Origin of the sequence: Nocardia sp. NPDC006982, from assembly GCF_042869435.1 — a bacterium.
Classification (GTDB): domain Bacteria; phylum Actinomycetota; class Actinomycetes; order Mycobacteriales; family Mycobacteriaceae; genus Nocardia.
On sequence record NZ_JBIAFV010000001.1, the window covers coordinates 1,251,300 to 1,276,581 of the forward strand.

At 66.1% G+C, this 25,282-nt stretch carries 25 protein-coding genes; 13 read left to right on the plus strand and 12 right to left on the minus strand.

The window, feature by feature from the left end; all coding sequences use genetic code 11:
* The first annotated feature begins 192 nt into the window (after positions 1-192).
* Together ACFYOW_RS05560 and ACFYOW_RS05565 are read left to right on the plus strand one after the other, a co-directional pair.
* A complete protein-coding gene (locus ACFYOW_RS05560; RefSeq protein ID WP_387284763.1) occupies positions 193-1,419 on the plus strand; it encodes an MFS transporter in 1,227 nt (408 codons plus the stop codon).
* Positions 1,416-1,955: a GNAT family N-acetyltransferase gene (locus ACFYOW_RS05565; protein WP_387284764.1), complete on the plus strand. Its 540-nt coding sequence runs from the start codon at positions 1,416-1,418 to the stop codon at positions 1,953-1,955. Before ACFYOW_RS05560 ends, ACFYOW_RS05565 begins: the two co-directional genes overlap by 4 nt.
* Here ACFYOW_RS05565 and ACFYOW_RS05570 read toward each other — a convergent pair.
* Positions 1,925-2,713, minus strand: coding sequence for an alpha/beta fold hydrolase (locus tag ACFYOW_RS05570; RefSeq protein ID WP_387284765.1), 789 nt, complete (start codon positions 2,711-2,713; stop codon positions 1,925-1,927). The two genes, ACFYOW_RS05565 and ACFYOW_RS05570, sit on opposite strands and share 31 nt — an antisense overlap.
* A gap of 101 nt (positions 2,714-2,814) precedes the next feature.
* On the opposite strand from ACFYOW_RS05570, the gene ACFYOW_RS05575 reads away from it, so the two are divergent.
* From ACFYOW_RS05575 to ACFYOW_RS05585, 3 genes are all read left to right on the plus strand, one after another.
* Positions 2,815-3,702: an ABC transporter ATP-binding protein gene (locus ACFYOW_RS05575; protein WP_387284767.1), complete on the plus strand. Its 888-nt coding sequence runs from the start codon at positions 2,815-2,817 to the stop codon at positions 3,700-3,702.
* A gap of 41 nt (positions 3,703-3,743) precedes the next feature.
* Positions 3,744-4,508, plus strand: coding sequence for an ABC transporter permease subunit (locus tag ACFYOW_RS05580; protein ID WP_387284769.1), 765 nt, complete (start codon positions 3,744-3,746; stop codon positions 4,506-4,508).
* 75 nt (positions 4,509-4,583) lie between these two features.
* Positions 4,584-5,075: a GbsR/MarR family transcriptional regulator gene (locus tag ACFYOW_RS05585; protein WP_387284771.1), complete on the plus strand. Its 492-nt coding sequence runs from the start codon at positions 4,584-4,586 to the stop codon at positions 5,073-5,075.
* A gap of 1 nt (position 5,076) precedes the next feature.
* On the opposite strand, the gene ACFYOW_RS05590 is transcribed toward ACFYOW_RS05585, so the two are convergent.
* Positions 5,077-5,886 carry a tyrosine-protein phosphatase gene (locus tag ACFYOW_RS05590; RefSeq protein ID WP_387284772.1) on the minus strand — a complete coding sequence of 270 codons (810 nt, stop codon included), beginning with the start codon at positions 5,884-5,886 and terminating at the stop codon, positions 5,077-5,079.
* Positions 5,883-6,899 carry a cell division protein ZapE gene (gene zapE, locus ACFYOW_RS05595; protein ID WP_387284774.1) on the minus strand — a complete coding sequence of 339 codons (1,017 nt, stop codon included), beginning with the start codon at positions 6,897-6,899 and terminating at the stop codon, positions 5,883-5,885. Before zapE ends, ACFYOW_RS05590 begins: the two co-directional genes overlap by 4 nt.
* A 35-nt stretch (positions 6,900-6,934) precedes the next feature.
* Between zapE and ACFYOW_RS05600 the strand changes: the two genes are divergently transcribed.
* The 4 genes from ACFYOW_RS05600 (at position 6,935) to msrB (ending at position 11,262) form a co-directional block, all read left to right on the plus strand.
* Positions 6,935-7,696 carry a pyrimidine reductase family protein gene (locus ACFYOW_RS05600; protein WP_387284776.1) on the plus strand — a complete coding sequence of 254 codons (762 nt, stop codon included), beginning with the start codon at positions 6,935-6,937 and terminating at the stop codon, positions 7,694-7,696.
* 32 nt (positions 7,697-7,728) lie between these two features.
* Positions 7,729-9,285, plus strand: a complete 1,557-nt coding sequence (locus ACFYOW_RS05605; protein WP_387284778.1) for an alpha/beta hydrolase — start codon at positions 7,729-7,731, stop codon at positions 9,283-9,285.
* 139 nt (positions 9,286-9,424) lie between these two features.
* The gene (locus tag ACFYOW_RS05610; RefSeq protein ID WP_387284779.1) at positions 9,425-10,771 is read left to right on the plus strand and encodes a glycosyltransferase family 87 protein; all 1,347 of its coding nucleotides are present in this window, start codon (positions 9,425-9,427) and stop codon (positions 10,769-10,771) included.
* Between the two features lie 47 nt (positions 10,772-10,818).
* Positions 10,819-11,262: a peptide-methionine (R)-S-oxide reductase MsrB gene (msrB, locus tag ACFYOW_RS05615; protein WP_387284780.1), complete on the plus strand. Its 444-nt coding sequence runs from the start codon at positions 10,819-10,821 to the stop codon at positions 11,260-11,262.
* A 90-nt stretch (positions 11,263-11,352) separates the two neighbouring features.
* Here msrB and hemQ read toward each other — a convergent pair whose 3' ends face one another.
* From hemQ to ACFYOW_RS05640, 5 genes are all read right to left on the minus strand, one after another.
* Positions 11,353-12,048, minus strand: coding sequence for a hydrogen peroxide-dependent heme synthase (hemQ, locus tag ACFYOW_RS05620; RefSeq protein ID WP_387284782.1), 696 nt, complete (start codon positions 12,046-12,048; stop codon positions 11,353-11,355).
* Between the two features lie 428 nt (positions 12,049-12,476).
* The gene (locus tag ACFYOW_RS05625) at positions 12,477-13,835 is read right to left on the minus strand and encodes a protoporphyrinogen oxidase (RefSeq protein ID WP_387284784.1); all 1,359 of its coding nucleotides are present in this window, start codon (positions 13,833-13,835) and stop codon (positions 12,477-12,479) included.
* 103 nt (positions 13,836-13,938) lie between these two features.
* Positions 13,939-15,474, minus strand: coding sequence for a long-chain fatty acid--CoA ligase (locus tag ACFYOW_RS05630; protein WP_387284785.1), 1,536 nt, complete (start codon positions 15,472-15,474; stop codon positions 13,939-13,941).
* Between the two features lie 82 nt (positions 15,475-15,556).
* Positions 15,557-16,684 carry a DUF5938 domain-containing protein gene (locus tag ACFYOW_RS05635; protein WP_387284787.1) on the minus strand — a complete coding sequence of 376 codons (1,128 nt, stop codon included), beginning with the start codon at positions 16,682-16,684 and terminating at the stop codon, positions 15,557-15,559.
* A gap of 30 nt (positions 16,685-16,714) precedes the next feature.
* The gene (locus ACFYOW_RS05640) at positions 16,715-17,518 is read right to left on the minus strand and encodes an SDR family NAD(P)-dependent oxidoreductase (protein ID WP_387284789.1); all 804 of its coding nucleotides are present in this window, start codon (positions 17,516-17,518) and stop codon (positions 16,715-16,717) included.
* A gap of 217 nt (positions 17,519-17,735) precedes the next feature.
* Between ACFYOW_RS05640 and ACFYOW_RS05645 the strand changes: the two genes are divergently transcribed.
* Complete coding sequence (locus ACFYOW_RS05645; RefSeq protein ID WP_387284791.1) at positions 17,736-18,377, plus strand: TetR/AcrR family transcriptional regulator; 642 nt, start codon at positions 17,736-17,738, stop codon at positions 18,375-18,377.
* 94 nt (positions 18,378-18,471) lie between these two features.
* Here ACFYOW_RS05645 and ACFYOW_RS05650 read toward each other — a convergent pair whose 3' ends face one another.
* Together ACFYOW_RS05650 and hemE are read right to left on the minus strand one after the other, a co-directional pair.
* Positions 18,472-19,005 (minus strand): uridine kinase, encoded by a 534-nt coding sequence (locus ACFYOW_RS05650; RefSeq protein WP_387284792.1) that lies wholly within the window; start codon positions 19,003-19,005, stop codon positions 18,472-18,474.
* A 36-nt stretch (positions 19,006-19,041) separates the two neighbouring features.
* Positions 19,042-20,097, minus strand: coding sequence for a uroporphyrinogen decarboxylase (hemE, locus tag ACFYOW_RS05655; protein ID WP_387284794.1), 1,056 nt, complete (start codon positions 20,095-20,097; stop codon positions 19,042-19,044).
* Between the two features lie 171 nt (positions 20,098-20,268).
* On the opposite strand from hemE, the gene ACFYOW_RS05660 reads away from it, so the two are divergent.
* Positions 20,269-20,820 carry a DUF3000 domain-containing protein gene (locus tag ACFYOW_RS05660; RefSeq protein ID WP_387286025.1) on the plus strand — a complete coding sequence of 184 codons (552 nt, stop codon included), beginning with the start codon at positions 20,269-20,271 and terminating at the stop codon, positions 20,818-20,820.
* Between the two features lie 22 nt (positions 20,821-20,842).
* A complete protein-coding gene (locus ACFYOW_RS05665) occupies positions 20,843-22,111 on the plus strand; it encodes an HRDC domain-containing protein (protein ID WP_387284796.1) in 1,269 nt (422 codons plus the stop codon).
* 14 nt (positions 22,112-22,125) lie between these two features.
* On the opposite strand, the gene ACFYOW_RS05670 is transcribed toward ACFYOW_RS05665, so the two are convergent.
* Positions 22,126-22,530: an SRPBCC family protein gene (locus tag ACFYOW_RS05670; protein ID WP_387284798.1), complete on the minus strand. Its 405-nt coding sequence runs from the start codon at positions 22,528-22,530 to the stop codon at positions 22,126-22,128.
* A 107-nt stretch (positions 22,531-22,637) separates the two neighbouring features.
* On the opposite strand from ACFYOW_RS05670, the gene ACFYOW_RS05675 reads away from it, so the two are divergent.
* Positions 22,638-23,207, plus strand: a complete 570-nt coding sequence (locus ACFYOW_RS05675) for a CGNR zinc finger domain-containing protein (protein WP_387284800.1) — start codon at positions 22,638-22,640, stop codon at positions 23,205-23,207.
* A gap of 61 nt (positions 23,208-23,268) precedes the next feature.
* Here ACFYOW_RS05675 and dxs read toward each other — a convergent pair whose 3' ends face one another.
* On the minus strand, positions 23,269-25,167 hold the full coding sequence (gene dxs, locus ACFYOW_RS05680) for a 1-deoxy-D-xylulose-5-phosphate synthase (RefSeq protein WP_387284802.1): 1,899 nt from the start codon (positions 25,165-25,167) through the stop codon (positions 23,269-23,271).
* Positions 25,168-25,282: the final 115 nt, after the last annotated feature.

Here is a 25,282-nt window from a genome sequence, read left to right on the forward strand (position 1 = left end):
GCCCTTCCCCGTTCGCGAGTTGTCTTGCGCCCCTTCGATAGTGGCACGCGATAGCGATCTCGACCACCCGCGCGTCGACCGCGGCGACCGAATCTGACGAAAGGATGACCGTCGCGCGCGCCGCATCCACCAAAAGGATGACCGCGACCGTCTGCCGGGGCACGACCACGGCCGGGCCGATACTCTCCGCAGATGGGATCGATTTCTCCCGTCCTGCGCGGAGCCCGGATCGCGAATTCGTTCGCCTTCGGCTTGCAGGGCTTTTTCTTCGCGGTGGTGCTCACCGAACTGCCCCAGCAGAAGGATCGCTTCGACCTGTCCGATGGCCTGATCGTCGGTACGGTGGTGCTGGTTTCGATCCTCGCCGGCGTCGGCAGCGTGGCGGCCGAGCAGGTGGCCACGCGGTGGTCCAGCCGGGTCACGGTGCGGATCGGACTGTTGGGCATCACGGTCACCGGATGCGCCATCGCGCTGGCCCCGAATATCCCTGTGCTGGCGATCGCCCTCGGATGCTACGGAATCGCGGTCGGCATTGTCGATGCGAGCACGAATATGCAGGGTGTATTCATTCAGCACGGGTACGGGAAATTCATCCTGTCCTCGTTTTACGGGGTGTGGAGTGCCGGATCGATCCTCGGCGCGCTGTTCGTATCCGCCTGTGAGGCATTGGACGTCACGCTGCGCGAATCGCTCTTGGCGGCGGCGGGCGTAGTTCTCGTGGTCGGGTTGGTGACCGGCCCACACCTGCTCGGCGCCGCGGAGGCCGAGTCCGGCCCGGCGGAGGTGACCGACAGCGAACCCTCAGCATCCCAGATGATTCCGCTGCGCATGTATCTCGCCTTCGGCATTGCGGCATCGCTCGTTTTCGCGATCGATCTCGCCGTCAGCAACTGGTCGGCGTTGTATCTGAAGGAGGATCTGCTCGCCAGTTCGTCCACCGCGGCGTTGGCGTTGGCGGTCTATCAGTGCGCGTCGCTGGCCGCCAGGCTGAGTGGGGATCTGTGGGTGCAGCGGCTCGGCGGACGCCAGGCGGTGCGCATCGCAGGGGCGATCGGCGTGCTCGGACTGGCCGTCGCGGTGGTCGCGCCCGGGCCCGTGGTCGCGATCGTCGGCTTCCTGATCGGCGGTTTCGGAACCGGCGTCGTCGCACCGCTGTGCTTCAGCGAGGCCGGACAACTGACCAGCGGACGGCAACTCGACGCACTGATCGCGCGCCTGAATCTGTTCAACTACGTCGGCACCCTTGTCGGCGGCGGGCTGGTCGGCGCAATTGCCGCCGGGTTCGGCCATCGGATCGGTTTCGCGATCCCCGTCCTGTTCATGGCAATCGTTATCGGACTCGCACGTGTATTCCGTTCCCGTTCCGAACCGGATGAGCTTTCCGCTTCCAACGGCGGCCGTGCTGTACTGGACACATGAGCACCATCCCAGTCACCGTCGACCGGGCCGGATTATGGGACGCCGAGGCCCTCAGTGACGTTGCGGCCGCGACCTTTCCACTCGCCTGTCCACCGCACGCCACCGCGGACGATATCGAGATCTTCATCGCCGAGGTGCTCTCCGGTGAACGCTTCGGCGAGTATCTGACCGACCCCGCCCGGATCGTGCTCAAGGCGGTCGCGGGCGGCGATATCGTCGGCTACGCGATGTTGCACTACGGTGACCCGGCCGATCCCGACGTCGCCAGGGCCGTCGATCTGCGCCCAGCCGTCGAGATCAGCAAGATGTATGTACTGCCCGGTCACCATGGCGCCGGTGTATCGAAGGCACTGATGAACGCATCGCTGGAGCAGGCTCGCGAGGAGGCGGTTGCCGGGGTATGGCTCGGGGTCAACGAGGAGAATGAACGGGCCCAGCGGTTCTATCTCAAGCACGGGTTCGAGCGGGTCGGCACCAAGACCTTCATTGTGGGTAGCCAGGTGCATCACGATTTCGTGATGCGCCGAGTTTTCTGACCGGCTCGGGCCACGAACTCGACCAACGCCGCATGGAAGCTCGGATCCACGACGGCCATCAGGTGATCGCCGGGCACGATCCGCAATGTCGCGTCGGGCAGTGCGGCCGCGAGTCGATCGGGCTCGGCGGCGAACGGATCCTTATCGCCCGCCAGTACCAGGCTCGGCATGGTGATCTCGGTCAGGGTCTTTATCGGCTCGTCGTCCAGGCCGGTCGCGACGGCCTCGATGGCATCGCGGTCGGCGCGCACCGCGTCGGAGAGGATCCGGAACATCATCGCGATCGCTGGTGTGCCGGCGCCGTCACCGCGCATGGCGGCGCGCAGATCGTCGATATCGATGACGCGCCGGTCGACGCCGCCGCAATCGAGCACACCGGAGCCGATGCCGCCCACTGCCAGCTTGCACACCCGCTCATCCGCTCCCGCCACCAGCAGCGAGATGATCGCGCCCATCGAATAGCCCACCTGCACAACGTCATCGAAGCCCAGCTCGTCGTAGAGCGCGGTGACGTCACGCGCCATCCCCGCCCATGAATACCGCGCCGGATCATGGGGCTTCTCGGAACGACCGTGTCCGCGCGCATCCAGTGACACCACGGTGTGCCCGGCCGCCCGCAAGGCGCCGACCACCCCGGTGGCCATCCAGTTGGCATTCGTATCGGCGACAACCCCGTGCTGCAGTACGACCGGGGTGCCTTCGCCCTCCCACACCCGGTAGTTGAGCTCCAGTCCGTCCCAGGTCTTGAACGTCGTCATGACCGGATCGTAGCCCGACCCACAGATTGACAAGTTCTGCATGTTCAGTCTTTACTGAACATATCAGTCTTTGCGGAACATGCAGGAACTTAAGGAGCATCATGACCACCGCCGCGATCCGCACCGAGGGCCTGACCAAGCACTATGGCAAGCATGTCGCACTCACCGATCTGAACCTCGAGGTCGGCCAAGGCGAGGTGTTCGGGTTTCTCGGGCCCAACGGTGCGGGAAAGTCCACCACCATCCGCATCCTGCTGGATCTGATCCGACCGACTTCGGGCCGTGTCGAGGTGTTCGGCATCGAGCCACGCGTCGGCGGTGCGCAATTGCGCAGGCGCATCGGTTACCTGCCGGGCGAACTTCAGATCGAGGGTCGCAATACCGCTCGTGACCTACTCGCCTTCCTCGCCGATCTGCACCGCGATGTCGCACCGAATCGGATCACCGACCTGGCCGATCTGCTAGATCTGGACCTGTCCAAGAAGGTCGGCGCGATGTCCAAGGGCAATAAGCAGAAGGTCGGCATTATCGCCGCCTTCATGCACAACCCGGACCTGCTGATTCTCGACGAACCCACTTCCGGACTGGATCCGCTACTGCAGCAACGCTTTCTGGATCTCGTCGGGGCGGCCAAACGCAACGGGCAGACGGTGTTCATGTCCTCGCACGTTCTCAGCGAGGTGCAGCAGACCGCCGATCGGGCGGTCATCATGCGCGCCGGCCACCTGCTCGGCACCGAGAATGTCGAGGATCTGCGCAGGCGTTCGCCGCGCTCGGTCGAATTGGTCTTCGGCGAGGACATTTTCGGCGACGACTTCGCCAGACTGCCCGGTGTGCGCGATCTGACCGTCGACGGAAAAACCTTGCGCTGCACCACCGAAGGCGAGGTCGACGGGCTGTTCAAGACGGCCGCGAAATACCAACTGGTGAGCGTGCTTTCCAGCGAGCCGGATCTCGAACAGATCTTCTTCAGCCTCTACGGCCGTTGATCAACCCTCCCCGAATCATTTATCGCACAGGAGAATTCGTCATGACTCGATCGGTCTTCACGCAGACCTTGACGGAACAGCGGCGCGGCCTGATCGGCTGGTCGATCGGCTTCGGCGTCATCCCGATGATGTATCTGCCGTCCTACCAGTCGCTGAAGGAGCAGGGCTCGCTCGATATCAAGCAGAACACGATGTACGAGGCCATGGGCGTCAGCGACTTCGCCAGCGCCAGTGGATATTTGAACGCGACGGTGTACTCGTTGATGGGGCTGTTGCTGATGCTGATCTTCACGGTCACCTTCGCGAGCCGTTCGGTGGCGCAGGAGGAGAACGGGATGCTGGATCTGCTTCTCGCGCAACCGATCAACCGGATGAACCTGCTGCTGCAGCGAATCGCCGCACTGGCCGTGCAGACCGCGACCGCCACCACCGTGCTCACCCTGAGCGTTATCGCCGGGGCCGAGCAGGGTGGGCTGGAGGTACCCACCGGCAATATCGTGGCCGCCAGCGCGGGGCTCGGATTGCTGGCACTGGCCGTCGGTGCGATCACGCTGCTGATCGGCGCGGCCACCGGAAAGCGTTCGGTGACACTGGGTTCGGCGTCGCTGATCGCAGTGGCGGGCTATCTGGCCAATAACCTCGGCGGTGATTTCGTGCGCAAGCTGTCGCCCTTCTACTGGGCCAATGGGGGCGCGCCGCTGGTACACGGCTGGAACGGTATCCACCTGGTGGTGCTGGTCGTCGCGGCCGCAGTCGCCCTGGTGCCGGCGCTGGCCGCCTTCGATCGCCGCGATCTGGCGGTCTGATCGACCGATACGGGGCGGGCCGACACGGTCCGCCCCGTATACCGCTCTCCGCAATCTGGAAGGGATACTTCTCCGATGGGCACCACCGACAACGAGCAGACAACCGGACCGACTCCGGAAAAGTTGGCATTCGTCGAGGATTTCGCGCTCGTACTGGAGCGGATGGGCCTGGTCCGGATGACGGGTCGGGCCGCGGGGTGGTTGCTGGTCAGCGATCCGCCGGAGCAGACCTTCGGCCAGATCGCCGATGCGCTGCAGGCGTCCAAGGGTTCCATCTCGTCGGCATTGAAGACGCTGGTCACCATGCGCTGGGTGGACAAGATCTCCAAGCCGGGCGATCGCAAGGACTACTACTCGATCCGGCCCGGAATTCTGCCGGAGCTGACCCGTCAGCAGAGCGGCATGTACACCGACCTCACCAATATGACCGCACGCGGGCTCGCACTATTCGACGATCCGAATGGTGCTGACGCCGAACGGGTTCGGGATATGCACGAGTTCTTCGTGTGGATGGGCAAGGAACTGCCCGCGCTGATCGATCGGTGGTATGCCGAGCATCGCGGCTGAATCAGGCCAGCAGCTTCGCCTTCAGGGCCACGACATCGGCGCCCGACAGCTTCAACCCCGCACGGACATAATTGTCGAAACTGCCGTAGCTCTGGTTCGCCTGGTCGAACGCGGCATCCAGCCATGCGGCCGAGACGCCGTTGAGCGGATCGTTCGGGTCGGCATTGCGGTACTGGTTGGACAGCAGGTAATCCTGCGTGACGGTGTCGCGGTCCACGCCGAGGATGGTCAGCAGGACCGCGGCGGTCCAGCCGGTGCGGTCCTTGCCCGCGGTGCAGTGGAAGAGTACGGCGCCGTCGGTGTCGATGATGTCGCGTAGCACCGAGGCGAAGGCCTCGTTCGCGCCCGGCGCGGTGATGAATGCGCGGTACAGGTCGTTGCCGCCGGTCAGGGTGGTGACCAGGGTCTGCGGCGGCGCCTGACCGACGACGTCGTTCCAGTTCGCGACTGCATCAGCGGGCACGCGGTCGGCCGCAATGGTCCGCTCGTAGACGGTGCGCAGATCGTCGACCACGCGCACCTGACGATCGGTCAGCACGGCCAGATCGGCCGGAGTCGCATTGTTGAGCTGACCGGTGCGGTAGACCAAACCGGTGCGCACCCAGTGTCCGTCGGTGGTGCGATAGCCGCCCGCGTCACGGCCGTTCTGCACACCCTGCAGATTCAGTGCGCGGTCGAAGGCGACCGGATCGGCGACGCTGACCGGATCGGCCAGTGCGACGCCCGACACCGGCCCGAAGGCGACGGTCAGAGCGGCAGCCAGTGCGACCGGAACTCGAACGGAACGACGGACTACGACTGCTCCGATCACGCGGCAACCTCGAAGCGCGAAAGCGCCAGCAGACGCGAAATCGCACGCAGGTACTTCTTGCGGTAACCACCGTCGAGCATCTCCTTGGAGAAGATCTCGTCCAGCTTCGCACCCGAAACCGTCACCGGCACGCTCGCGTCGTACAGCCGGTCGGCCAGCACGACGATCCGCAGCGCGACCGCCTGATCGGTCACCGGATGCACATTCGAAATGAAGACCGACGACACCCCCGAGATCAGCGCACCGTACTTCGACGGGTGCAGTGTGCTCAGATGCTTCAGCAACGCGTCGAATTCATCGAGCGTGGAACCTGTTGTGGCACAAGCGCGTTCGGTGAGCAGCTCCGGTGAGGTGGGTTCGGGAGCGGGCGGCAGATCGCGGTGCCGGTAGTCCGGACCGTCGACGCGCACCGGCTCGAAGATCGAACCGAGCTTCTTGATCTCGCGCAGGAAGTCCTGGGCAGCGAAGCGGCCCTCCCCCAGCTGACCGGGCAGGGTGTTGGAGGTGGCGGCGATGGAGACGCCGCGCGCCGACAGCTCGGACAGCAGCCGCGAGACCAGCATGGTGTCGCCGGGATCGTCGAGTTCGAATTCGTCGATGCACAGCACGCTGTTCGCCGCGAGCCGCTCGACGGCATTGTTGAAGCCGAGTGCGCCAACGAGATTGGTGAGTTCACCGAAGGTGCCGAAGGATTTCGGTGCCGGCGCGCTGTGGAAGATGGAGGCCAGCAGGTGGGTCTTGCCGACGCCGAAGCCGCCGTCGAGGTAGAGCCCGGCGCCGCTGATCGGTTTCTTCTTCCCGAACAGGCTCTTCTTGTTCGCCGCCTGATGGATCTTGGCAACCTGACCCGCGAAATCCTCGGCCTTGCGAACCGCGGCCGCCTGGGTCGGCTCCTTGGGATCGGGAATGTAGGAGGCGAAACTGACCTCGTCGAACATGGGCGGTGGCACCATCTGGGCGACCAACTGGTCCGCCGGAACCTCCGGATGGCGATCGACAAGGCGCTCTTGCATGCTGGAAGCCTAATGACGTGGTGTGATCTTTCTTCATGCAGCGTATCCACAATGCGATCCAGCTCACAGGACTGAGCCGGGACGAGCTCGCCGACCTGTACGCCTACCCCACCGAACTCGAGGCACCTTGGGTCCGCGCCAATTTCGTCTCCAGCATCGACGGCTCCGCCACCAGCGGCAATGCCTCCGAAGGCCTCGGCACCCCGGCCGACAAAACCGTCTTCATGCTGTTGCGCCAATTGGCCGATGTGATCGTCGTCGGCGCGGGTACCGCACGGGCGGAGAACTACGGCGGCGCCGGCACCGACCCGGTCTTCCGGCGCGCACTGTACGACCGCGGCATCGGCGGACATCGCGACGGGGTACCGCCACCGATCGCCGTGGTCACCGCGAGCGCTTCGCTGGAGCCGGGCGCGCGGCTGTTCACCGAGACCAAAGTTCCGACGCTGATCATTACGACCAGCACCGCGCCGGAGGATCGCAAACAGCAACTCGCCGATGCGGGCGCGCACGTCATCGAGGCGGGCGGTGTCGCGATCACCCCGCAGGGCCTGCTCGACACACTCGCCGAGCTCGGGCTGCGGCGCGTGCTGTGCGAGGGTGGCCCGCATCTGTTCGGTGAGCTGCTGGAGGCGGATGCGGTCGACGAACTGTGCACCACCACCGCACCGATCCTGGTGGGCGGTACCGCGCGCCGAATCTCGCTGTCGGCACACGAGTTCCGGGTACCGATGGTGCGCAGGCATATCCTGCTCGACGATGACGGCACCGTGCTGACCCGCTGGACCCGTTCATGAACAAACCGCACGAACCTGGCAGGCTGTAGCGCATGCGCTGGACTCGGGCCGTCGTGCTGGCATCGACACTCTCGATCATGATCGCCGGATGCGGTGCGGGACCTTCCGATCGCCCCGGCGTCGCCGTCGAGCGCGCGCCGCAGGGCGGAGCGGGGCCGCACCCGACCACGGTCATCGCGCCGCCGCCGGATGCCGGTGTCCCCAAGACCGATTTGACCTGGCGCGATTGCACCACACCCACACTCGACCTACTCGGCCTCGGCCCCGCGCCGTCCGGCCTGGTCCTGGACTGCGCCGAATACACCACCCCGATCGATTCGACCGGCGGCGTGCTCGGCAACTTCCGCACCGGCGCCATGCGGGCCCGGCTGCCGCAGACCCCGCCCGATGTCGCGCCGCTGGTCATCACCTCCGGCGCGGACCGCTCCTCCACCGCGACACTGGCCGGCCTCGCCGTCGGCGCGGGCAACGGGCTGCTGGCCAGCCGCCCGATCGTCGCCGTGGACCGGCGCGGTCTCGGCACCTCGCAACCGATCGACTGCATGACCGCCGAGTCCCGCCGCGGCCTGGCCGATAACGGGCAATTCGGGCCGGGCGCAAACGATCCCGTCGAAGCGGTGACCGGATTCAGCCAGGACGCCACCATCGCCTGCCGCGACTTCCTGCAGCCCTATGAGGGCACCTTCGACGCACCGCACGCCGCCGACGACATCGAGCAGCTGCGCAAGCAGTGGCAGGTCGACCGGATCGACTTGCTCGGTTCGGGCAATGGCGCGAAGGTCGCGCTCAGCTACGCGCGCAAATTCGGCGACCACCTGGCGCGGCTGGTGCTGGACTCGCCGGAGGCCGTCGGCGCCGATGCCGTAACCCGCACCGAACAGCGCGTCCAGGGCGCGGAGGCGGCGGTGACCGCATTCGCTCAGCGTTGTACCGGCGTCGGCTGCTCACTCGGTGCCGACCCACGCGCGGCGATCATCGATCTGGTGCGCAAGGCGAGCAGTGGCGGACTCGGCGATATCTCCGCGAATGCGCTGCTGACCGGGTTGTCGGGTTTCCTGGCCGCTCCGCGCGACCAAGCCGCGCATATCGCCGAACTCGCCGACGCGCTCTCGGCCGCCGGGCGCGGCGATCGCGGCCCGCTCGGGACGCTGATCCAGCGCGAAACCGCCGCCACCGCGGCCGACGGCCAGTTCGTCAACCGCTGCACCGACAACCAGCTGCCGCCGAGCCCCACCAAGGCCAAGGAGCTCGCGGACACCTGGGGCACCAAATATCCGGTCTTCGGCAGATCTGCCGCGATCGGGATGATGGAATGCGTCGCCTGGCCGGTCAGCGCCGCACCGCCGCTGCCGGAGAAGCTGGACCTGCCGGTTCTCGTGCTCGGCGGGATCGCGGATCCGTTGGTCGGCGACGGCGGTCAAGCCTCGGTGACTGGTGCGCTCGGCGCCGCCGGCGCGCGCAAGGCCGCGATCACCTGGCAGGGTTGGGGACATCCGGTTTTCGCCCATTCCGGTTGTGCGCAGCGGGCTCTGATCGACTACCTGAAAGACGCCAAGCTGCCTGCTGATGGCACCGCTTGCCCCGCATAAGCGAGCGCATCGAAGGCACAGCCCCCTTAGGGGATATGACGGAGCCGAGCACCAGCAAGGCGCGGTCATTTCCCCTAACCTCGGCGCGCCAGGTAGGTCCAGGCAACCGTCGTGTGCGGATCCGGTGTACCGTGCCCCAGTGTTACTTCGACAGCTCGAGCCTCGCACTGCTCGCACCACCGCCGAGGTGATCAAGTTCGCACTCTGGCCGCTCGCGGTCATGACTGTGCTCAACCGGGTCTTCATCAAGGCAGTCAACGGGTTCATCACCGATGACTTCAAACCGGTCTACAACGCGTCGCTGGCGTTCCTCAACCACCGACCGGTGTACACCGCGAATTACAATCTGGTGGATCCGCACTACTTGTATCCCCCGAGCGGCACGCTGCTGATCGCGCCTCTGGCGCTGATCGATCCGGAGAAGTCGCGCTGGTGCTTCATCCTGTTGAATGCCGCCGCCATCATCCTGGCCTGGTACCTGCTGCTCAAGCTGTTCAAGTTCACGGTGTCGTCGGTGGCGGCGCCGGCCCTGCTGCTGGCCATGTTCAGCTCCGAAACCGTCATCAACACACTGGTTTTCACCAATGTGAACGGATGCGTGCTGCTGGCTGAGGTGGCCTTCATCATGCTGCTGCTCGGCCGGCGGGATCTGTGGGCCGGTGCGATATTGGGTTTGAGTATCGCGGTGAAACCGACGCTCGCACCGCTGGTGCTGATCGCGGCGGCGCGCGGGCAATGGAAGGTGTTCTACACCGCTATCGGTGTACCGGTCGCGCTCACCGCTGTCGCGTGGCCGCTGTCGAAGGACGCGGATAAATTCTTCACCCGTACCATGCGCTATCTCTTCGAATCCCGGGACTACTTCAACAGCGCGATCGTCGGAAATGCGGCGTATTACGGTCTGCCGCTGTGGCTGACCTGGGGCATTCGCATCGTGATGGGCGTGGCGGTGGCCATCTCGCTGTGGCTGCTGTACCGGTACTACCGCGAGGACGAACTGTTCTTCGTGACGACATCCTCCGGTGTGCTGATGACTGCGTCGTTCCTGCTGTCCTCACTGGGGCAGATGTACTACTCGATGATGCTGTTCCCGCTGCTGATGTCGGTGGTGCTGCGCAATTCGGTGCTGCGGAACTGGCCGGCGTGGCTGGCGGTCTTCGGATTCATGTCCTACGACAAGTGGCTCTCGGATCGCTGGCAGGGCCTCGGGCGCAATCTGGAGTATCTGCGCATCACCTTCGGCTGGGGTCTGCTGCTGATCGTCATCGCGTGTGTGCTCGGCGATCGGTATCTGGCGGCGCGACGGGAAGGTCGGCTGCAGTTCGGTATCGATCCGGAGTGGATGCGCTCGGCGCCGGATCCGCGGGCTGCCGCCGTGGATGCGCCGCTGGTGGTCGAGCCGGAGGAGGCATACGAAAGCACTCCCGGCGAGGCGACGAACGGCAGCGAATTGCTCGATGACCCGCGGGCGAGTGCACTCAAGTAGCGACTGGACAGTCGGCACGGGCCTCGAAAACCTATTAGCGTGGAGCAATGAGTTCTGACGCCGACACGTCCCTACCCGTGCCCAGGATCCAGCTGACCCCACAGGAGTGGAAGGCCAAGCTGAATCCGGAGGAATACGCGGTGCTGCGACAGGCCGCGACCGAACGCCCGTTCACCGGCGAGTACACCGACACCAAGACCGAGGGTGTCTATGTGTGCCGGGCGTGCGGGGCCGAATTGTTCCGCAGCGCCGAGAAATTCGATTCCCATTGCGGTTGGCCGTCGTTCTTCGACCCGGCGAAGTCGGAGGCGGTCATTCTGCGTTCCGACGACACACTGGGCATGCACCGGGTCGAAGTGCTGTGCGCGAACTGCCACAGCCACCTCGGCCACGTCTTCGAGGGCGAGGGATACAACACGCCCACCGATAAGCGCTATTGCATCAACTCCATCGCCCTGCAACTGCACCCCTCGGGCAGTGCAGCGCAGTAGAACGACTTGCGGCGCTGAGCGAAAGATACAGACCGACCGGCTTGTTGCGCATGCCCCGAAAAACTGGGGCATGCGCCATCGGTCAGTAGCTCAGGGCAGCGCGGCGATGAGTTTTTCGACTTCGACGCGGGGGCCGGTGAAGAAGGGGACCTCTTCGCGTACGTGCAGGCGGGCCTCGGTGGCGCGCAGGTCACGCATGAGGTCGACTATGCGATGCAATTCCGGGGCCTCGAACGCGAGGATCCACTCGTAGTCGCCGAGAGCGAAGGAGCTGACGGTGTTGGCGCGCACATCCGGGTAGCCACGTGCGGCCTTGCCGTGGTCGGCGAGCATCTTGCGGCGCTCGTCGTCGGGCAGCAGATACCACTCGTAGGAGCGCACGAACGGGTAGACGCAGATGTAGTTGCCCGGATCCTCACCGGCCAGGAACGCCGGAATATGGCTCTTGTTGAATTCGGCGGGCCGATGCAGCGCCACATTGCTCCAGACCGGGGCGCTGGCCCGGCCCAGTTCGGTGGTGCGCCGGAAATCCGCGTACGCCGATTGCAGATCCTCGACCCGCTCGGCATGCGACCAGATCATGAAATCGGCATCGGCGCGCATACCCGCGACGTCGTAGATACCGCGAACCACGACATCACGCTCGGCGAGCCCATCGAAGAACGCCCGCGCCTCCTTGATGGCGGCCTCACGGTCGTCCCCCAGCACACCCGGCTGCACCTGGAACACCGAGAACATCAGGTAGCGGATGGTGGAATTGAGTGCTTGATAGTCGAGTCGCGCCATGATTCCTATCGTGCCACTGCGCCGAATCAATGCATCCGTGCGGGCCGTTCCCGACGCGGACGCGCGCGCCGTATCTCCGCGATTACACCGCGGTGGGCAGCGCGCGCCCCAGTGCCGATCAGGGCGCCGTGGCTCAGGTCAGGGCGCTACAACCCGGTCGCAGCACGCGCAGGCGCAACGCCGATCTGGACGCCGCAGGTCGGGCCCTGACCACCCGGAAGTCGCACTGCGCGGCGCGGCGCCGATCACGATGCCGGAGCTCAGATCCAGCGCTGGCCAGCCCACAGTCGCGGTCTGTGGCACAGCTGCCGCGGCTCAGGTCATGGCGCTGCCGACCCGGTAGTCGCATTGCGCCGCGCAGCGCCATCAAGACATCACAGCTCGAGATGCTGCCCGCCCGGCAGCCGAACTGGGTGGCTCTGCGCGGATCAGGCGGCGGTGTGGGTCAGGGTGGTGGCTATGCGGTGGGCGGCGGCGGTGCCGGAGGCTACGCAGGCGGGGACGCCGACGCCGTGGAGGTAGGCGCCCGCTATCGCGAGGCCCTCGAAATCGGCTGTGCTGGATTCGATTTCGGCTATGCGGTCGAGGTGACCGGGGGCGTATTGGGCGAGACCGCCGGGCCAGCGTTGAACCACAGCTGAGATCGGTTCGATGGTGGCACCGCTGACGGTGGCGAGGTCTTCGGTGGCGGCGGTAATGAGTTCGGCGTCGGACCAAGTCTGGGTGGAGTCGTCGCCGAATTTGCCGAATGAGGCTCGGACGGCGGCGGTTTCGCGTTGGGCGAGGTGGGTCCACTTGCGGCTCGACAGGGTGAAGGCCTTGGCGCGCAGAGGTTCTCCGGTGGCGACCAGAATGCCGGAGTTCTGCGGCAGCGCGGTGTCACGCGGAAGGGCCAGGGCCACAACGACAGACGAGGACAATTCGATGCCACCGGCGGCCGATGCGGCGGCGGGCGCGAACGGGCGCAGCAGGTTCGCGGTCACCGGGGCGGGGGTGGCAAGCACCACCGCGTCCACCGCGCCGATCGGTTCGACTACCCAGCCGTGGGTCGCGCGGGTCAGGTGGGTGGCCGAGGTCGCGGTGCTGAATTCCGCCTCGGACTTGGCGGCCAATGCGTCGAGGAGCACCCGGTAACCGTCGCGAAGGGCGCCGAAAACCGGCGTGTTCGAGGGCGGCGGCATCGCAGCGGCGACCGCCTGGGTGAGACTCGACGCGCCGTTGTCGAGTGCGGCGGCCAGCGTCGGCAGTGCGGCGCGCACCCCGATGGAGCGCGAACTGCCCGCGTAGACGCCACCGAGCAGCGGGTCGACGCTGCGCTCGGCGACCTGTGCGCCGAACCGGTCGGCGACCAGGCTGTATACATCGATGTCGGCGTCCGGATACCATGCCAGCGGCCGTCGCGTCTCCGCGTCGATCCGCTCGAGCGTCTCGGCATCGACCAACCCGCGCATCGACTCGGCATCCGACGGAATGCCCATCAACGTGCGTTCCGGTAGCGGATGCGCGCTGCCCTGTGCCCAGACCAGCGGCCGCAACCCGGCGGGCACCACCAACTCCGATTCCAGCCCGAGCTCGCGCAGCAGCGCGGGTACCTCCGGCCGCCGCCCTACGAACGCCTCCGCCCCGAGATCCAATGGCTCCCCGGCCAATTCGCCGGTATAGAGAATCCCGCCCAGCCGCGCGCCGCGATCGACGACCACGATCTCCGCCTGCGTCCCCAGCAGCCCACGTAACCTGTACGCCGCGACAAGCCCGCTGATCCCGCCACCGACCACCGCGATTCTCATGTCGCGACCGTAGCCCGCCGGCGGATCCGCACCGACCACACCCCTGAACTTCGTGACCGAGCACACGGTCGGCGCCCCGAATCCGAGGACCGGGCGGGTGTTTTCAACAGTCGCCGCGCAGTTGCGCCCGGATCTCGGGCTTGAGCACTTTGCCGATTTTCGAGCGCGGCAGATCGGGCCAGATCTCCACCTGCTTGGGAGTTTTCACCCCGCCGAGTCGCGCCTTGGTGTGCTCGCGCAGCTCGTCGACGGTCACGGTATGGCCGAGGTTCAATTGCACGACGGCGGTGACCCGCTCACCCCACTTATCGTCGGGAAGTCCGATGACCGCGCAGTCCTGGACCGCCGGATGCGTCAGCATCGCCTGTTCGACCTCGGCGGAGTACACGTTGAATCCGCCGGTGATGATCATGTCCTTGGCCCGGTCGACGATGTAGAGGTAGTTGTCAGCATCGAGGTAACCGATGTCTCCGGTGTGATGCCAGCCGTACCGCGACACCTCGGCGGTCGCATCCGGATTCTTGTGGTACCCGGCCATCACCAGCGGACCCCTGACCACGATTTCGCCGCGCTCACCCGCGGGAAGCAGGTGGCCCTCGGGATCCATGATGGCCACCTGGGTGAGCGGGGTAGGCCGTCCGGCCGATGACAGTCGTTCGGTGGCGATCGAGCCGTCGGGACGGAAGTGATCTTTCGGCGCCAGCGTAGCAACCATCATGGGCGCTTCGGACTGTCCGAACAGCTGGCCCATAACCGGGCCGATCCGATCCAGCGCCGCGGCCAGCCGGGCCGTCGACATCGGCGCGGCGCCGTACCAAAGACACTGCAGCGAACCGAGATTCGCTTCCGACAGCGCCGGATGATCCAGGAGCATGTAGATCAGTGTCGGCGGCAGGAAGGTGTGGGTGATCCGGTGCCGCTCGATCAACGTGAGAAATTCACCGAGATCCAGGGCGGGCATCACCACGATCTCACCGCCGAGGGTCAGGATCGGAAAGCACAGCACGCCCGCCGCGTGGGTCAGGGGTGCCAGCGCCAGGTAGCGGGGCCGAAGTTCGAATGGATAACTCATCAGGGTCAGTGCGGTCATCGCCTCGATATTGTGGCCGGTGAGCCGGACACCCTTCGGCCGTCCGGTCGTGCCACCGGTGCCGACCAGCATGGCGAGTTCGTCGATCGGCTCGACCTGCGTTGGATCGGCCGGACATTCGCGCACCCAGTCCTCGAAACTTGTTGCGTCGGCGGCATTTCCATCCAAACAGACCAGAGTCCGCAAACCGGGTAGTTGCGGTGCGATGGTCGAAACGAGTGGCGCGAAGGCGGATTGGAATATCAGGCAGGTGCAGTCGAAAAGGTCGAGCAGTTCCCGATTCTCCGCCGCCTCGTTGCGTGGATTGATCGGACACCACACCGCGCCTGCGCGGGCGATGCCGAAAACGCAGGCGAAGGCCAGCGTGTCGTTCGCCGACAGGATCGCGACCCGCTCGCCGGGCCGGATGCCGGATCGTGCCAGTGCCCCGGCGATGCGCCACGACAACTGTTGCACCTGCGCATAGGTCAGCGTGCGCCCGTTCATGGTCAGGCAGGGCGCGGCGGCGCCGAGTGAAGCGCCCTTGTCGAGATAGTCGGTCAAACGCACGGTAATCCTCTGCGGAAGCTGTTGTGGAAGTGGCCGATTCGGGCCACGGGCAGCGCTGTGCACCCGTGGCCCGAGGCCGCGATCAACGGTGCACGTTCAGGACCGGTTCACTGACCAATCCGAAACCGCGCAGCACTCCGAGCAGTTCCCGATGACCGAAAGCCTGGCACGCCGAGGCGAACCCGGTTCGTTTCGGCGGCGTCTGCAGCAGAGCATTCGCGGCAAACGCCTGCATCAGGCCGGTCTGCTTATAGTTGCAGTTCCCATAGATCACACAGTGGGCGCGCGCCAGCGGTCCGGACGCGTGCACGGAATCGAGCGAGGTGTTGATGCGCGGATTCTCCCGCGGCGGCATCTCGTCGCGCACCAGTGCGGCCTGTTCGGCCAGGACGCGGTATTTCTCCTGCACCGGAAGGTCTTTGACCTGCTCGACGACCGCCTGCACGATCTGCGGCACGCCCTGCATCAACGGCCGGTTGAAAACGCCGCCGAGCACCTTCACATTCGCGACCCGCGGATCGCGCTTGAACCACACCGGATGTGAGGTACCACCCCAGGGCAGTGCGAGCCCGATCTCGTGCTGGCCCGGTACCACCACGTCGTAGAGCCCGGCGTCCGCGGGCCACTCCACATACTGGTTCTGTTCGAGGTAGTAGGCCTTGGACAGCGCGGCATTGACCAGGATCGTCTTCGTGGACGCGACCGTCGGGAAGCCCTTCCAGAAGACCTGGATATCGAGGGTGTCCAGACCGGGGGTTTCCAGGCAGATATTCGCCGCGATCTCGCCGGTGGTGTACATCTGCGCCACGCCCGGCGCGAGCAGCAGACCGCGCGCGGCCATCTCGGCGCCGTACTGCTCATCGCAGTCGATCAGCCAATCCTGTTCGCCGGTGGTGTCGAGGTAGTGGGTCCCCGCTGCCACGCAGGCCTGTACCACCTCGTGGCCGTATTGTGCGAACGGGCCGACAGTGTTGCAGACAACCCCGGCGCCACGAAACAGCTCGGTCAACGTTGCGACCTCGTGGGCAACCTCGACGACCTCGTGCTCCACGGTTTCGATACCGGGGATCTTGTCGATCGCCTCCTGCAGCCGGGTTTTGTCCCGGCCCGCGGCTACGAACGGAATATTGAATTCGCGAAGGTATTCACAGACCAGACGGCCGGTGTATCCAGATGCGCCGTAGACGACGACGGGCTTATCGGTGCTCATGAAATCTCGAACCTTTCGTTGTCGCAGTGCTCACATGCCCATGCCGCCATCGACCGGTAGACCAGCACCGGTGATGAAGCGCGCGGCATCGGAGGCGAGGAACACCACTGCGTCGGCCATATCGGCAACCTCGCCGAGCCGTCCCTGCGGCGTCTGTTCGATGACGGCGCCGACGGCGGCTTCCGCAGTGGGGAACAAGCCGATCCGGGCGACGTCGTCGGCCAACTGGGCACCCATCTCGGTCGGGACGAGTCCGGGGTATACGCAATTCACCCGCACGCCGTAGCCGAGTTTCCCGGACTCCATCGCCGCGACCCTGGTGAGCCGATCCACCGCGGACTTGGTCGCCGAATACACCGAAATGCCGGGAAAGGCGATGGTCGCGGCGACCGAGGCGATATTCACGATGGCGCCACCGCGGCCCGCCGCGCCGCCCGGTCGCATCGCGCGTAACGCGTGTTTGATGCCCAATGCGGTGCCGAGCACATTCACCTCGAGCATCCGGCGTACTTCTTCCGGATCCAGATCGACCATGAGGCCGGTGATTTCGACGCCGGCATTGTTCACCACGATGTCCAGGCCACCGAGCGTCGCGACGGTATCGGTGACCGCCTGCGTCCATTGCGCGTCATCGGTGATATCGAGCGGCACGTATTCGGCCGTCGCGCCGCCGGCCCGCAGCGCTTCCACGGTCTCCTTACCGAGATCCTCGCGCACATCGCCGATCGCGACCACCGCTCCGGCGCGGGCCAGCGCCTCGGCCATACCCGCGCCGAGTCCTCGCGCACCACCGGTTACCAGGGCCGTGCGCCCGGTCAGGTCGTACCCACTCATCCGGCATCTCCTCCTCGAGATCGTCCATTCGGATTTCGCATTCGACTGATCGGATGCGACGTGGATCACAGTGTGCGCGCATGCTTGACGGTCGTCAAGACTTTTTTTGACAGTCGTCAAGCATTTCTTGCACGGTCGTCAAACCTGCCGGTCGCCCATTGCCGATACCGCGATACACTGGGCGAATTCACACGAGCGGTGACGGAGAGAAGCCACGATGACCGAAATCGTCGAGACCAGGCGGGATCGAATCGCGCGCCGACAGGTCGACAAGTTCGGCGAGCGACGCGCACAGCTGGCCGCCGCCGCACTGCACACCCTCGCCGAACTCGGCTATGCCCGGACCAGCCTGCGGGAGATCGCGCAGAAATCCGAGTTCACCCACGGAGTGCTGCACTACTACTTCAACGACAAGGTCGAGCTGATCACCCACGCGGTGCGGCAATACGAGCAGGTGTGCGTCACCCGTTACGACGACATCGTCGCCGCAGCGGCAACGGCCGACCAGCTCCGGCGCGACTTCGGCGCCGCAATGGCGGCCACCCTGGATGCCGACGCCCCACTGCACCGGCTTTGGTACGACTTGCGCAACCAGAGTCTGTTCGAGGAGTCCTTCCGCGATGACGTGCTCGAAATCGACGGCCATCGCGAGGAGATGATCCGCAACGTCGTCGACCGCTTCGCCGAGCTGTCGGGTCGACCGCTCCTGATCCCCTCCGCCACGGCATACGCCATCTTCGACGGCCTCTTCCAACAGGCGCTGCTGCGCAAACTCGCCGGACACAGCGATGCCGTCGACGCACTCGCCATCGAAGCCGCCGCCCTGCTCGACGTGGTGATCGGACAGCGCAAGCCCTAGTCGGCCTCCGGAATTGCACTGTCGCACAGCCATTTACGGCCGCACATAAGGCGTGATCTGCGCGACGGGTCCGTTACGCCATTCGTCTGGGTGGTCAAGGCGCACCGGGGATGATCAGGTCCACATGGTCGCGCGTGTTGTCGGTGGCGAAGTGCTCGTCTTCAGTAGCCATCCACTGCTCCCATAAGGGCAGGGTATGGGCACCGTCGCGTTCGAGACCGCGTGACAGACGCACCGCACGTGGAGTGTCGATCCATACCGCGAGCGATAGCCGATCGCGGACGGCGGCGCGGGCCGAGGAGACGCCTTCGAGAATGAGCACTCCCCCCGGCCTGACATCGTGCCATTCGGCCAAATCCCGCTCGTCCCAGTCGTATCGCTGATATCGACCGACACGGCCCTGGGCGATCGGCACCAGCACCTGCTGTTCGAGCCGCGGCCACCAGGGGAGTTCGTTGTTTCCAGCCGCGAAGTCGTCGGCGTGTACCACCTGCGCATCGCACAGTGCCGCCAAAGACGCTGCGAACGTCGACTTTCCGGCTCCAGCCGGACCGTCCACCGCTACCAGGCGGGTCGAACCGAGTCGCGGCGCGCGGGCGGCGACCCGGCCCGCGATCTCCTCGACCACCGGACTCCTACCCAGCAGCATCGGCCGACCGGTCGGTCACAGTTCGTGGACGAGTTGCACCAGGGCGGTCAGCACGCCCGGATCGGTATCGGGCAGCACACCGTGCCCGAGGTTGAAGATATGACCGGCCGCACCCATGGTGATCGCCTCATCGGCCTCGTGTGCGATGCGCCGCGCCTCGGCCTCGACGGCAGCGGATCCGGCGAACAGCACGGCGGGATCCAGGTTGCCCTGCAACGCTTTTCCGGGTCCGACCCGACGCACCGCCTCGGTCAGCGGCACCCGCCAATCGACGCCGACGACATCGGCGCCCGCCTCCCCCATCGCACCGAGCAACTCACCGGTCCCGACCCCGAAGTGGATCCGCGGCACCCCGGCCGCGGCGACCTCCGCGAATACCCGCTCCGAATGCGGCAGCACGAATTCGCGATAGTCGGCCAACGAGAGCGCACCGGCCCACGAATCGAACAACTGCACGGCGTCCACACCGGCGGCCAACTGTGCCTGCAGGAAGGCGATGGTGATATCGGTCAGGACGCCGAGCAGCTCGTGCCAGGTCGTCGGGTCGGCGTGCATCATCGCCTTGGTGCGCTCGTGGTTCTTGCTCGGCCCACCCTCGACCAGATATGACGCGAGCGTGAACGGCGCACCGGCGAATCCGATCAGCGGCGTATCGCCGAGTGCGTCCGTCAGCAGCTTCACCCCGTCGGTCACCGCGCCCACCTCTTCGGGTCGCAGCCGCGGCAGTGCGCGCACGTCCGCGATGGTGCGCACCGGCGAGGCGATCACCGGCCCGACGCCGGCCACGATATCGAGATCGATACCGGCGGCCTTCAGCGGAACGACGATGTCGGAGAACAAGATCGCCGCATCGACACCGTGGCGCCGGATCGGCTGCATGGTGATCTCACACACCAGCTCCGGGTCGAAGCACGACTCCAGCATGCCGATGCCCTTGCGCAGTTCGCGGTATTCGGGCAGCGACCGTCCGGCCTGCCGCATGAACCACACCGGACGACGGCTCGGTGCGGCGCCGGTGGCGGCGGCCAGGAACGGGGCATCGGTCAACCGGCGACGGGTTTGAGTGCTCATCACCGCCTATCGTATGCGGCCCGCAAGGCCCTCTAGCGGCGCGCCTCCGACTGCGCCGGGCACGCAAGGTCTACCGTCGCTTCCGTGACACCGCTCGACTTCCGCGACGGAGCCGCACCGACCGAAGGACCCAACGGCGAGCCAGCTCAGTTTCGCGCCGCGGTCGATGCGATGGGCACCGCAACCGTGCACCCTCGAATCGAGCTGGCACCGATCCGGCCCCCACAACGCCTGGCACCCTTTTCGTACGCACTAGGCGCGGAAGTCAAACACCCCGAAACCAATGTGGTGCCGGTCGACTCCGAGGGCGATGCCTTCGGCAGGCTGATCCTGCTGCACGATCCCGAGGGCGGCGAGGCCTGGCACGGTGTCTTCCGCTTGGTTGCCTACATCCAGGCCGATATCGATGCGGCACTGGCCACCGACCCGCTGCTTCCCGAGGTCGCCTGGAGCTGGCTGGTCGACGCGCTCGAAACCCGCGGCGAACCGTTTACCGCGCTCGGCGGCACCGTGACCTCCACCAGTTCGGTGCGCTACGGCGATATCGCGGGACCGCCGCGCGCACACCAATTGGAGCTGCGCGCCTCCTGGACCGCGATGACCACCGATATGCGTCCGCACGTGGAAGGCTTCTGCGAAGTGCTGGCCTACGCGGCCGGTTTACCGCCCGCCGGAATCACCCATCTGCGACCGGAGTCGTATACCAGCAACGACCACACCTGATCGCCACGTAAAGTTCAGGTTTATGTCGGTAGCAGACGAGTCCGAGCAAAGCAACACGCCACCAGAAAGCACGGCGGAGCCGCTGCTCGTGCCTGCCGACGGTGTGCCCCCCGTGCTCGTTACCGCAGCAGAGGTCGCCGACGCCGCTGCTCGGCTCGCGGCGGGCACCGGTCCACTGGCCGTCGATGCCGAGCGCGCCTCCGGTTTCCGGTATTCGGCGCGTGCCTACCTGATCCAGTTGCGGCGCGCGGGTTCGGGCAGTTTCCTGATCGATCCGATTCCGGTCGCCGAAGCGCTCGAACCGCTGGCGGCCGCGATCAACGATCTCGAGTGGGTGCTGCATTCGGCGGATCAGGATCTACCCGGACTCGCCGAACTCGGCCTGCGCCCCGCGCGACTGTTCGACACCGAATTGGGTGGCAGGCTGGCCGGTTTCGAGCGCGTCGGACTGGCAGCCATGGTGGAGCGGCTGTTGGGTCGTGCGCTGCGCAAGGGTCACGGTGCGGCCGACTGGTCGACCCGGCCGCTGCCCGACGATTGGCTGAACTACGCGGCACTCGATGTCGAATTGCTGCTCGAGCTGCGCGACGAGGTGGCCGTTTCGCTCGACGCCCAGCACAAGACCGATTGGGCCGCACAGGAATTCGAGCATGTCCGGATCACCGAACCCGGCACGCCGAAGGCCGACCGCTGGCGGCGTACCTCCGGCATCCACACCCTGCGCCGCACCCGCCAGCTGGCCATCGTGCGCGAACTGTGGACCACCAGGGATACCCTCGCGCGCACCCGCGATGTCGCCCCAGCCCGCATCCTTCCGGATGCCGCGATCATCGCCGCCGCGAATGCCGAACCGCGCACCATCGCCCAACTGCGCACCCTGCCGGTCTTCGGCGGGCCACGCCAACGCCGCTACTCCCGCGACTGGCTCGCCGCCGTCGACCGCGGCCGCGCCCTCCCCGACACCGACCTACCACCCCTGACCCAACCGTTCGAGGGACCGCCCCCGGTGAACCGCTGGGAGCGCCGCGATCCGGCTGCCGCCGCCCGACTGGTTCGAGCACGCGCGGCGATGGGTGAACTGTCCATCGAGTACGCGATTCCGGTGGAGAATCTGCTCTCCCCCGACCTGGTGCGCCGCTTGTGCTGGGACGGACTCCCCGATTACGACCGTGTGGGCGAGCTCGACGACCTATCCGCCGCGATCGACGGATTCCTCAAGTCGGGCGGCGCCCGACCCTGGCAGCGCGAACTCGCAGTCCCCCGACTCGCCGCCGCCCTGACCCCCGAGTAGGCCGAACTCGCCGTTCACGACGAGGTCGCGACGGACTGCTTGAAGACCTGCAGGCCGTGCTCCATGGAGGCACCGAATGCGTCCGCGAGTTCGTGCGGCAGAGTGTCGTGGATCCAGACGAAGCGGCTGCCGTCGGCATGCGGGAAAACCTGCATGGACGAGCTGTCGTGCTCCGGGGTGACGCTCCCGCCGACGATGGAGAACACGATCCGGCGTTCGGCTTCGTCGAGCGCGATGAACCGTTCGTGCAGCACTGTGCCGTTCGCGAAGGTGACGATGCGCAGGTCCGGGCCGTCGAGGGTGCTGTCGGTGACAAATCCGGGTGCCATTCGGACCGGGCCCTGTGCGAAGTCGCCGATGATCGCCCACAGTTCCTCGGCGGGCGCCTCGACGATGATCTCCTTCTTGACCGATCCCATTACTGATCCTCCTGTGCCGGAGCGGAGTCTTCGCTCTGGATAACTTCTGTTCGTTGAACGGTAGTTAAGTAACCAGCTATCGTCAATGGAGGGTTACTATTGGTTTCATGTCCGATACAGTCGATGCCGCACCTGCGGCGCTCGCTCGTCTGGTGGAATTCGTCAACACCCGCCGCGCGGACGGCGACGCCATCGGCACACCCGAGCAATTGACGAATTGGCTCCGCACACACGAATTGCTGCCCGAGGGCTCAGCCGATACGGCCGCACAACAGCGAACCGTCCGAGTCCGCGAGGGGCTGCGCGCCCTACTTGCCACGAACAACGCCGAACCCGTCACCAGCCCCCGTCCGGACGGTCTGAACCCAGCGGCCCGCGCCGAACTCGCCGCGCTCACCGTGGCGCTGCCGCTGACTCTGGACGTGACCAGCACCCCGCCCCGCTTGGTCCCGCACACCAACGACCACGTCGACCACGCCCTGGCCACCCTGCTCGCCGACGTCGCCACCGCGGTCGCGGCGGGCACCTGGTCACGCCTCAAGACCTGCCGGGAACCGAGCTGCCGCTGGGCCTTCTACGATCATTCCCGCAACCGCGGCCGCACCTGGTGCTCGATGGACGTCTGCGGCAATCGCGTGAAAGTCCGTGCCTCCCACCGGCGTAACGCAGCACGGTAGGCGAAAGCACCAATGACGGTGCCGCCCAGCGCCGGTCGGCACCGGAGCGACAAACCCTTACTCAGCGTGCGTCGAGCCAGCCCGAGATGCGGCGGGCGATATCGGTAGCGGTCAATCCGAGCTCTTCGTGCATCTCGTTGCGAGACGCATGGTCCAGGAAGTGTTGTGGCACACCGAGATCGCGGGTCGGCACATCCAAGCCCGCACCGCGCAAGCGCGCGGATACGGTGGATCCGATGCCGCCGTGCAGACCGCCATCTTCCAAAGTCACTACGAGACGGTAGTTTTCGGCGAGTTTGACGACAGTATCGGAAACCGGCAGCACCCACCGCGGATCGATCACCGTGACCGAAATACCTTCCGGCTCCAGCAGATCCGCGACCGCGACCGCGGCCGATGCGAACGGTCCGACCGTGACCAGCAGTACATCACCGCGCTGGGCTCGAGCAGAGCCGCCCTCACGCTCGGGCAGCCGCAGCACATCGACCCCATCGAGCCGCTCGACGGCCGAAATATCCTCGGCCACACTGCCCTTCGGGAAGCGGATGGCGGTCGGTCCGTCGCTCACCGCGAGCGCCTCGGCCAACTCCTCACGCAATGTCGCCGCATCGCGCGGGGCCGCAACGCGCATGCCCGGAATGATGCCGAGCACCGACAGATCCCACATGCCGTTGTGCGAGGCGCCGTCCGGACCGGTGATCCCGGCGCGATCCAGCACCACCGTCACCGGCTGCTTCAGCAGCGCGACATCCATCAGCAACTGGTCGAAGGCGCGGTTGAGGAACGTGGAGTAGATCGCCACCACCGGATGCATGCCGCCGAGGGCGAGTCCGGCCGCCGAGGCCATCGCGTGCTGTTCGGCGATGCCGACATCGAACATCCGCTCCGGGAACCGCTCCCCGAATGCCGCCAGACCGGTCGGTCCGGGCATGGCCGCGGTGATCGCGACGATGTCGTCGCGCTTCTCCGCATGCGCGATCAGCTCCTGGGAGAACACCGAGGTCCAGCCGAGCGCTTTGGGGCCGCCGAGCGGTCGGCCGGTGAGCGGGTCGATCGGATCACAGGCGTGCATCTGATCGGCGACGTGGTTCTCGGCGTGCGAGTAGCCGCGGCCCTTCTGCGTCACCACGTGCACGACCACCGGCCCGCCGAAATCCTTCGCGCGACGCAGCGCCGCTTCCAATGCGACGGTGTCGTGGCCGTCCACCGGCCCGACGTACTTCAGCCCGAGATCGCTGAACAGCTCCTGCGGACTCACCGCATCCTTGATCCCGGCCTTCACCGCGTGCACCATCGAGTACGCGGATTCACCGACGCGCGGAATGCTCTTGAGGATCCGCTTACCCGCATCCAGCGCATGCTCGTAGGCGGGCTGGGTGCGCAGCGCGGTCAACCGGTCGGCGAGGCCGCCGATGGTCGGCGCATAGGAGCGGCCGTTGTCGTTGACCACCACGACGACCGGCCGGTCCGGCGCGGCGGCGATATTGTTCAGCGCCTCCCAGCACATGCCACCGGTGAGCGCGCCGTCGCCGACCACCGCGACCACATGCCGGTTCTGCCCGGTCAGCGCGAAGGCCTTCGCCAGACCGTCGGCATAGGACAGCGAGGCCGAGGCGTGCGAGGACTCGACCCAGTCGTGGGCACTCTCGGATCGGCTCGGGTAGCCGGACAATCCACCCTGCTTGCGCAGCGTGTCGAACTGATCCTTGCGACCGGTGAGGATCTTGTGCACGTAGGCCTGATGCCCGGTGTCGAAGATCAACGGATCGGCCGGCGAGTCGAAGATCCGGTGTAGTGCGATGGTCAGCTCGACCACGCCGAGATTGGGGCCGAGGTGCCCGCCGGTGACGGCGACCTTCTGCACCAGGAACTCGCGAATCTCCTCCGCAAGTTCACCCAATTCGGCAACGGTCAGCCGTCGCAGGTCTTCGGGCGTATCGACCCGGGAAAGCACTCCCACCTGAACTCGCTCCCTCCGGATAGCGCATCTGATCCGATCAGTCTACGGAGCCGCGCCAGTGGCTCCGCACGACAATGCCCCGCCACCAGCCGACTTCGCGTGGAAGTGTGAGCCT

Coding starts and splice junctions, on each gene's coding strand:
- ACFYOW_RS05560 (WP_387284763.1), top strand. CDS start 193: ATGGGATCGATTTCTCCCGTCCTGCGCGGAGCCCGGATCGCGAATTCG.
- ACFYOW_RS05565 (WP_387284764.1), top strand. CDS start 1,416: ATGAGCACCATCCCAGTCACCGTCGACCGGGCCGGATTATGGGACGCC.
- ACFYOW_RS05570 (WP_387284765.1), bottom strand. CDS start 2,713: ATGACGACGTTCAAGACCTGGGACGGACTGGAGCTCAACTACCGGGTG.
- ACFYOW_RS05575 (WP_387284767.1), top strand. CDS start 2,815: ATGACCACCGCCGCGATCCGCACCGAGGGCCTGACCAAGCACTATGGC.
- ACFYOW_RS05580 (WP_387284769.1), top strand. CDS start 3,744: ATGACTCGATCGGTCTTCACGCAGACCTTGACGGAACAGCGGCGCGGC.
- ACFYOW_RS05585 (WP_387284771.1), top strand. CDS start 4,584: ATGGGCACCACCGACAACGAGCAGACAACCGGACCGACTCCGGAAAAG.
- zapE (WP_387284774.1), bottom strand. CDS start 6,899: ATGCAAGAGCGCCTTGTCGATCGCCATCCGGAGGTTCCGGCGGACCAG.
- ACFYOW_RS05600 (WP_387284776.1), top strand. CDS start 6,935: ATGCAGCGTATCCACAATGCGATCCAGCTCACAGGACTGAGCCGGGAC.
- ACFYOW_RS05605 (WP_387284778.1), top strand. CDS start 7,729: ATGCGCTGGACTCGGGCCGTCGTGCTGGCATCGACACTCTCGATCATG.
- msrB (WP_387284780.1), top strand. CDS start 10,819: ATGAGTTCTGACGCCGACACGTCCCTACCCGTGCCCAGGATCCAGCTG.
- hemQ (WP_387284782.1), bottom strand. CDS start 12,048: ATGGCGCGACTCGACTATCAAGCACTCAATTCCACCATCCGCTACCTG.
- ACFYOW_RS05625 (WP_387284784.1), bottom strand. CDS start 13,835: ATGAGAATCGCGGTGGTCGGTGGCGGGATCAGCGGGCTTGTCGCGGCG.
- ACFYOW_RS05635 (WP_387284787.1), bottom strand. CDS start 16,684: ATGAGCACCGATAAGCCCGTCGTCGTCTACGGCGCATCTGGATACACC.
- ACFYOW_RS05640 (WP_387284789.1), bottom strand. CDS start 17,518: ATGAGTGGGTACGACCTGACCGGGCGCACGGCCCTGGTAACCGGTGGT.
- ACFYOW_RS05645 (WP_387284791.1), top strand. CDS start 17,736: ATGACCGAAATCGTCGAGACCAGGCGGGATCGAATCGCGCGCCGACAG.
- hemE (WP_387284794.1), bottom strand. CDS start 20,097: ATGAGCACTCAAACCCGTCGCCGGTTGACCGATGCCCCGTTCCTGGCC.
- ACFYOW_RS05660 (WP_387286025.1), top strand. CDS start 20,269: ATGGGCACCGCAACCGTGCACCCTCGAATCGAGCTGGCACCGATCCGG.
- ACFYOW_RS05665 (WP_387284796.1), top strand. CDS start 20,843: ATGTCGGTAGCAGACGAGTCCGAGCAAAGCAACACGCCACCAGAAAGC.
- ACFYOW_RS05670 (WP_387284798.1), bottom strand. CDS start 22,530: ATGGGATCGGTCAAGAAGGAGATCATCGTCGAGGCGCCCGCCGAGGAA.
- ACFYOW_RS05675 (WP_387284800.1), top strand. CDS start 22,638: ATGTCCGATACAGTCGATGCCGCACCTGCGGCGCTCGCTCGTCTGGTG.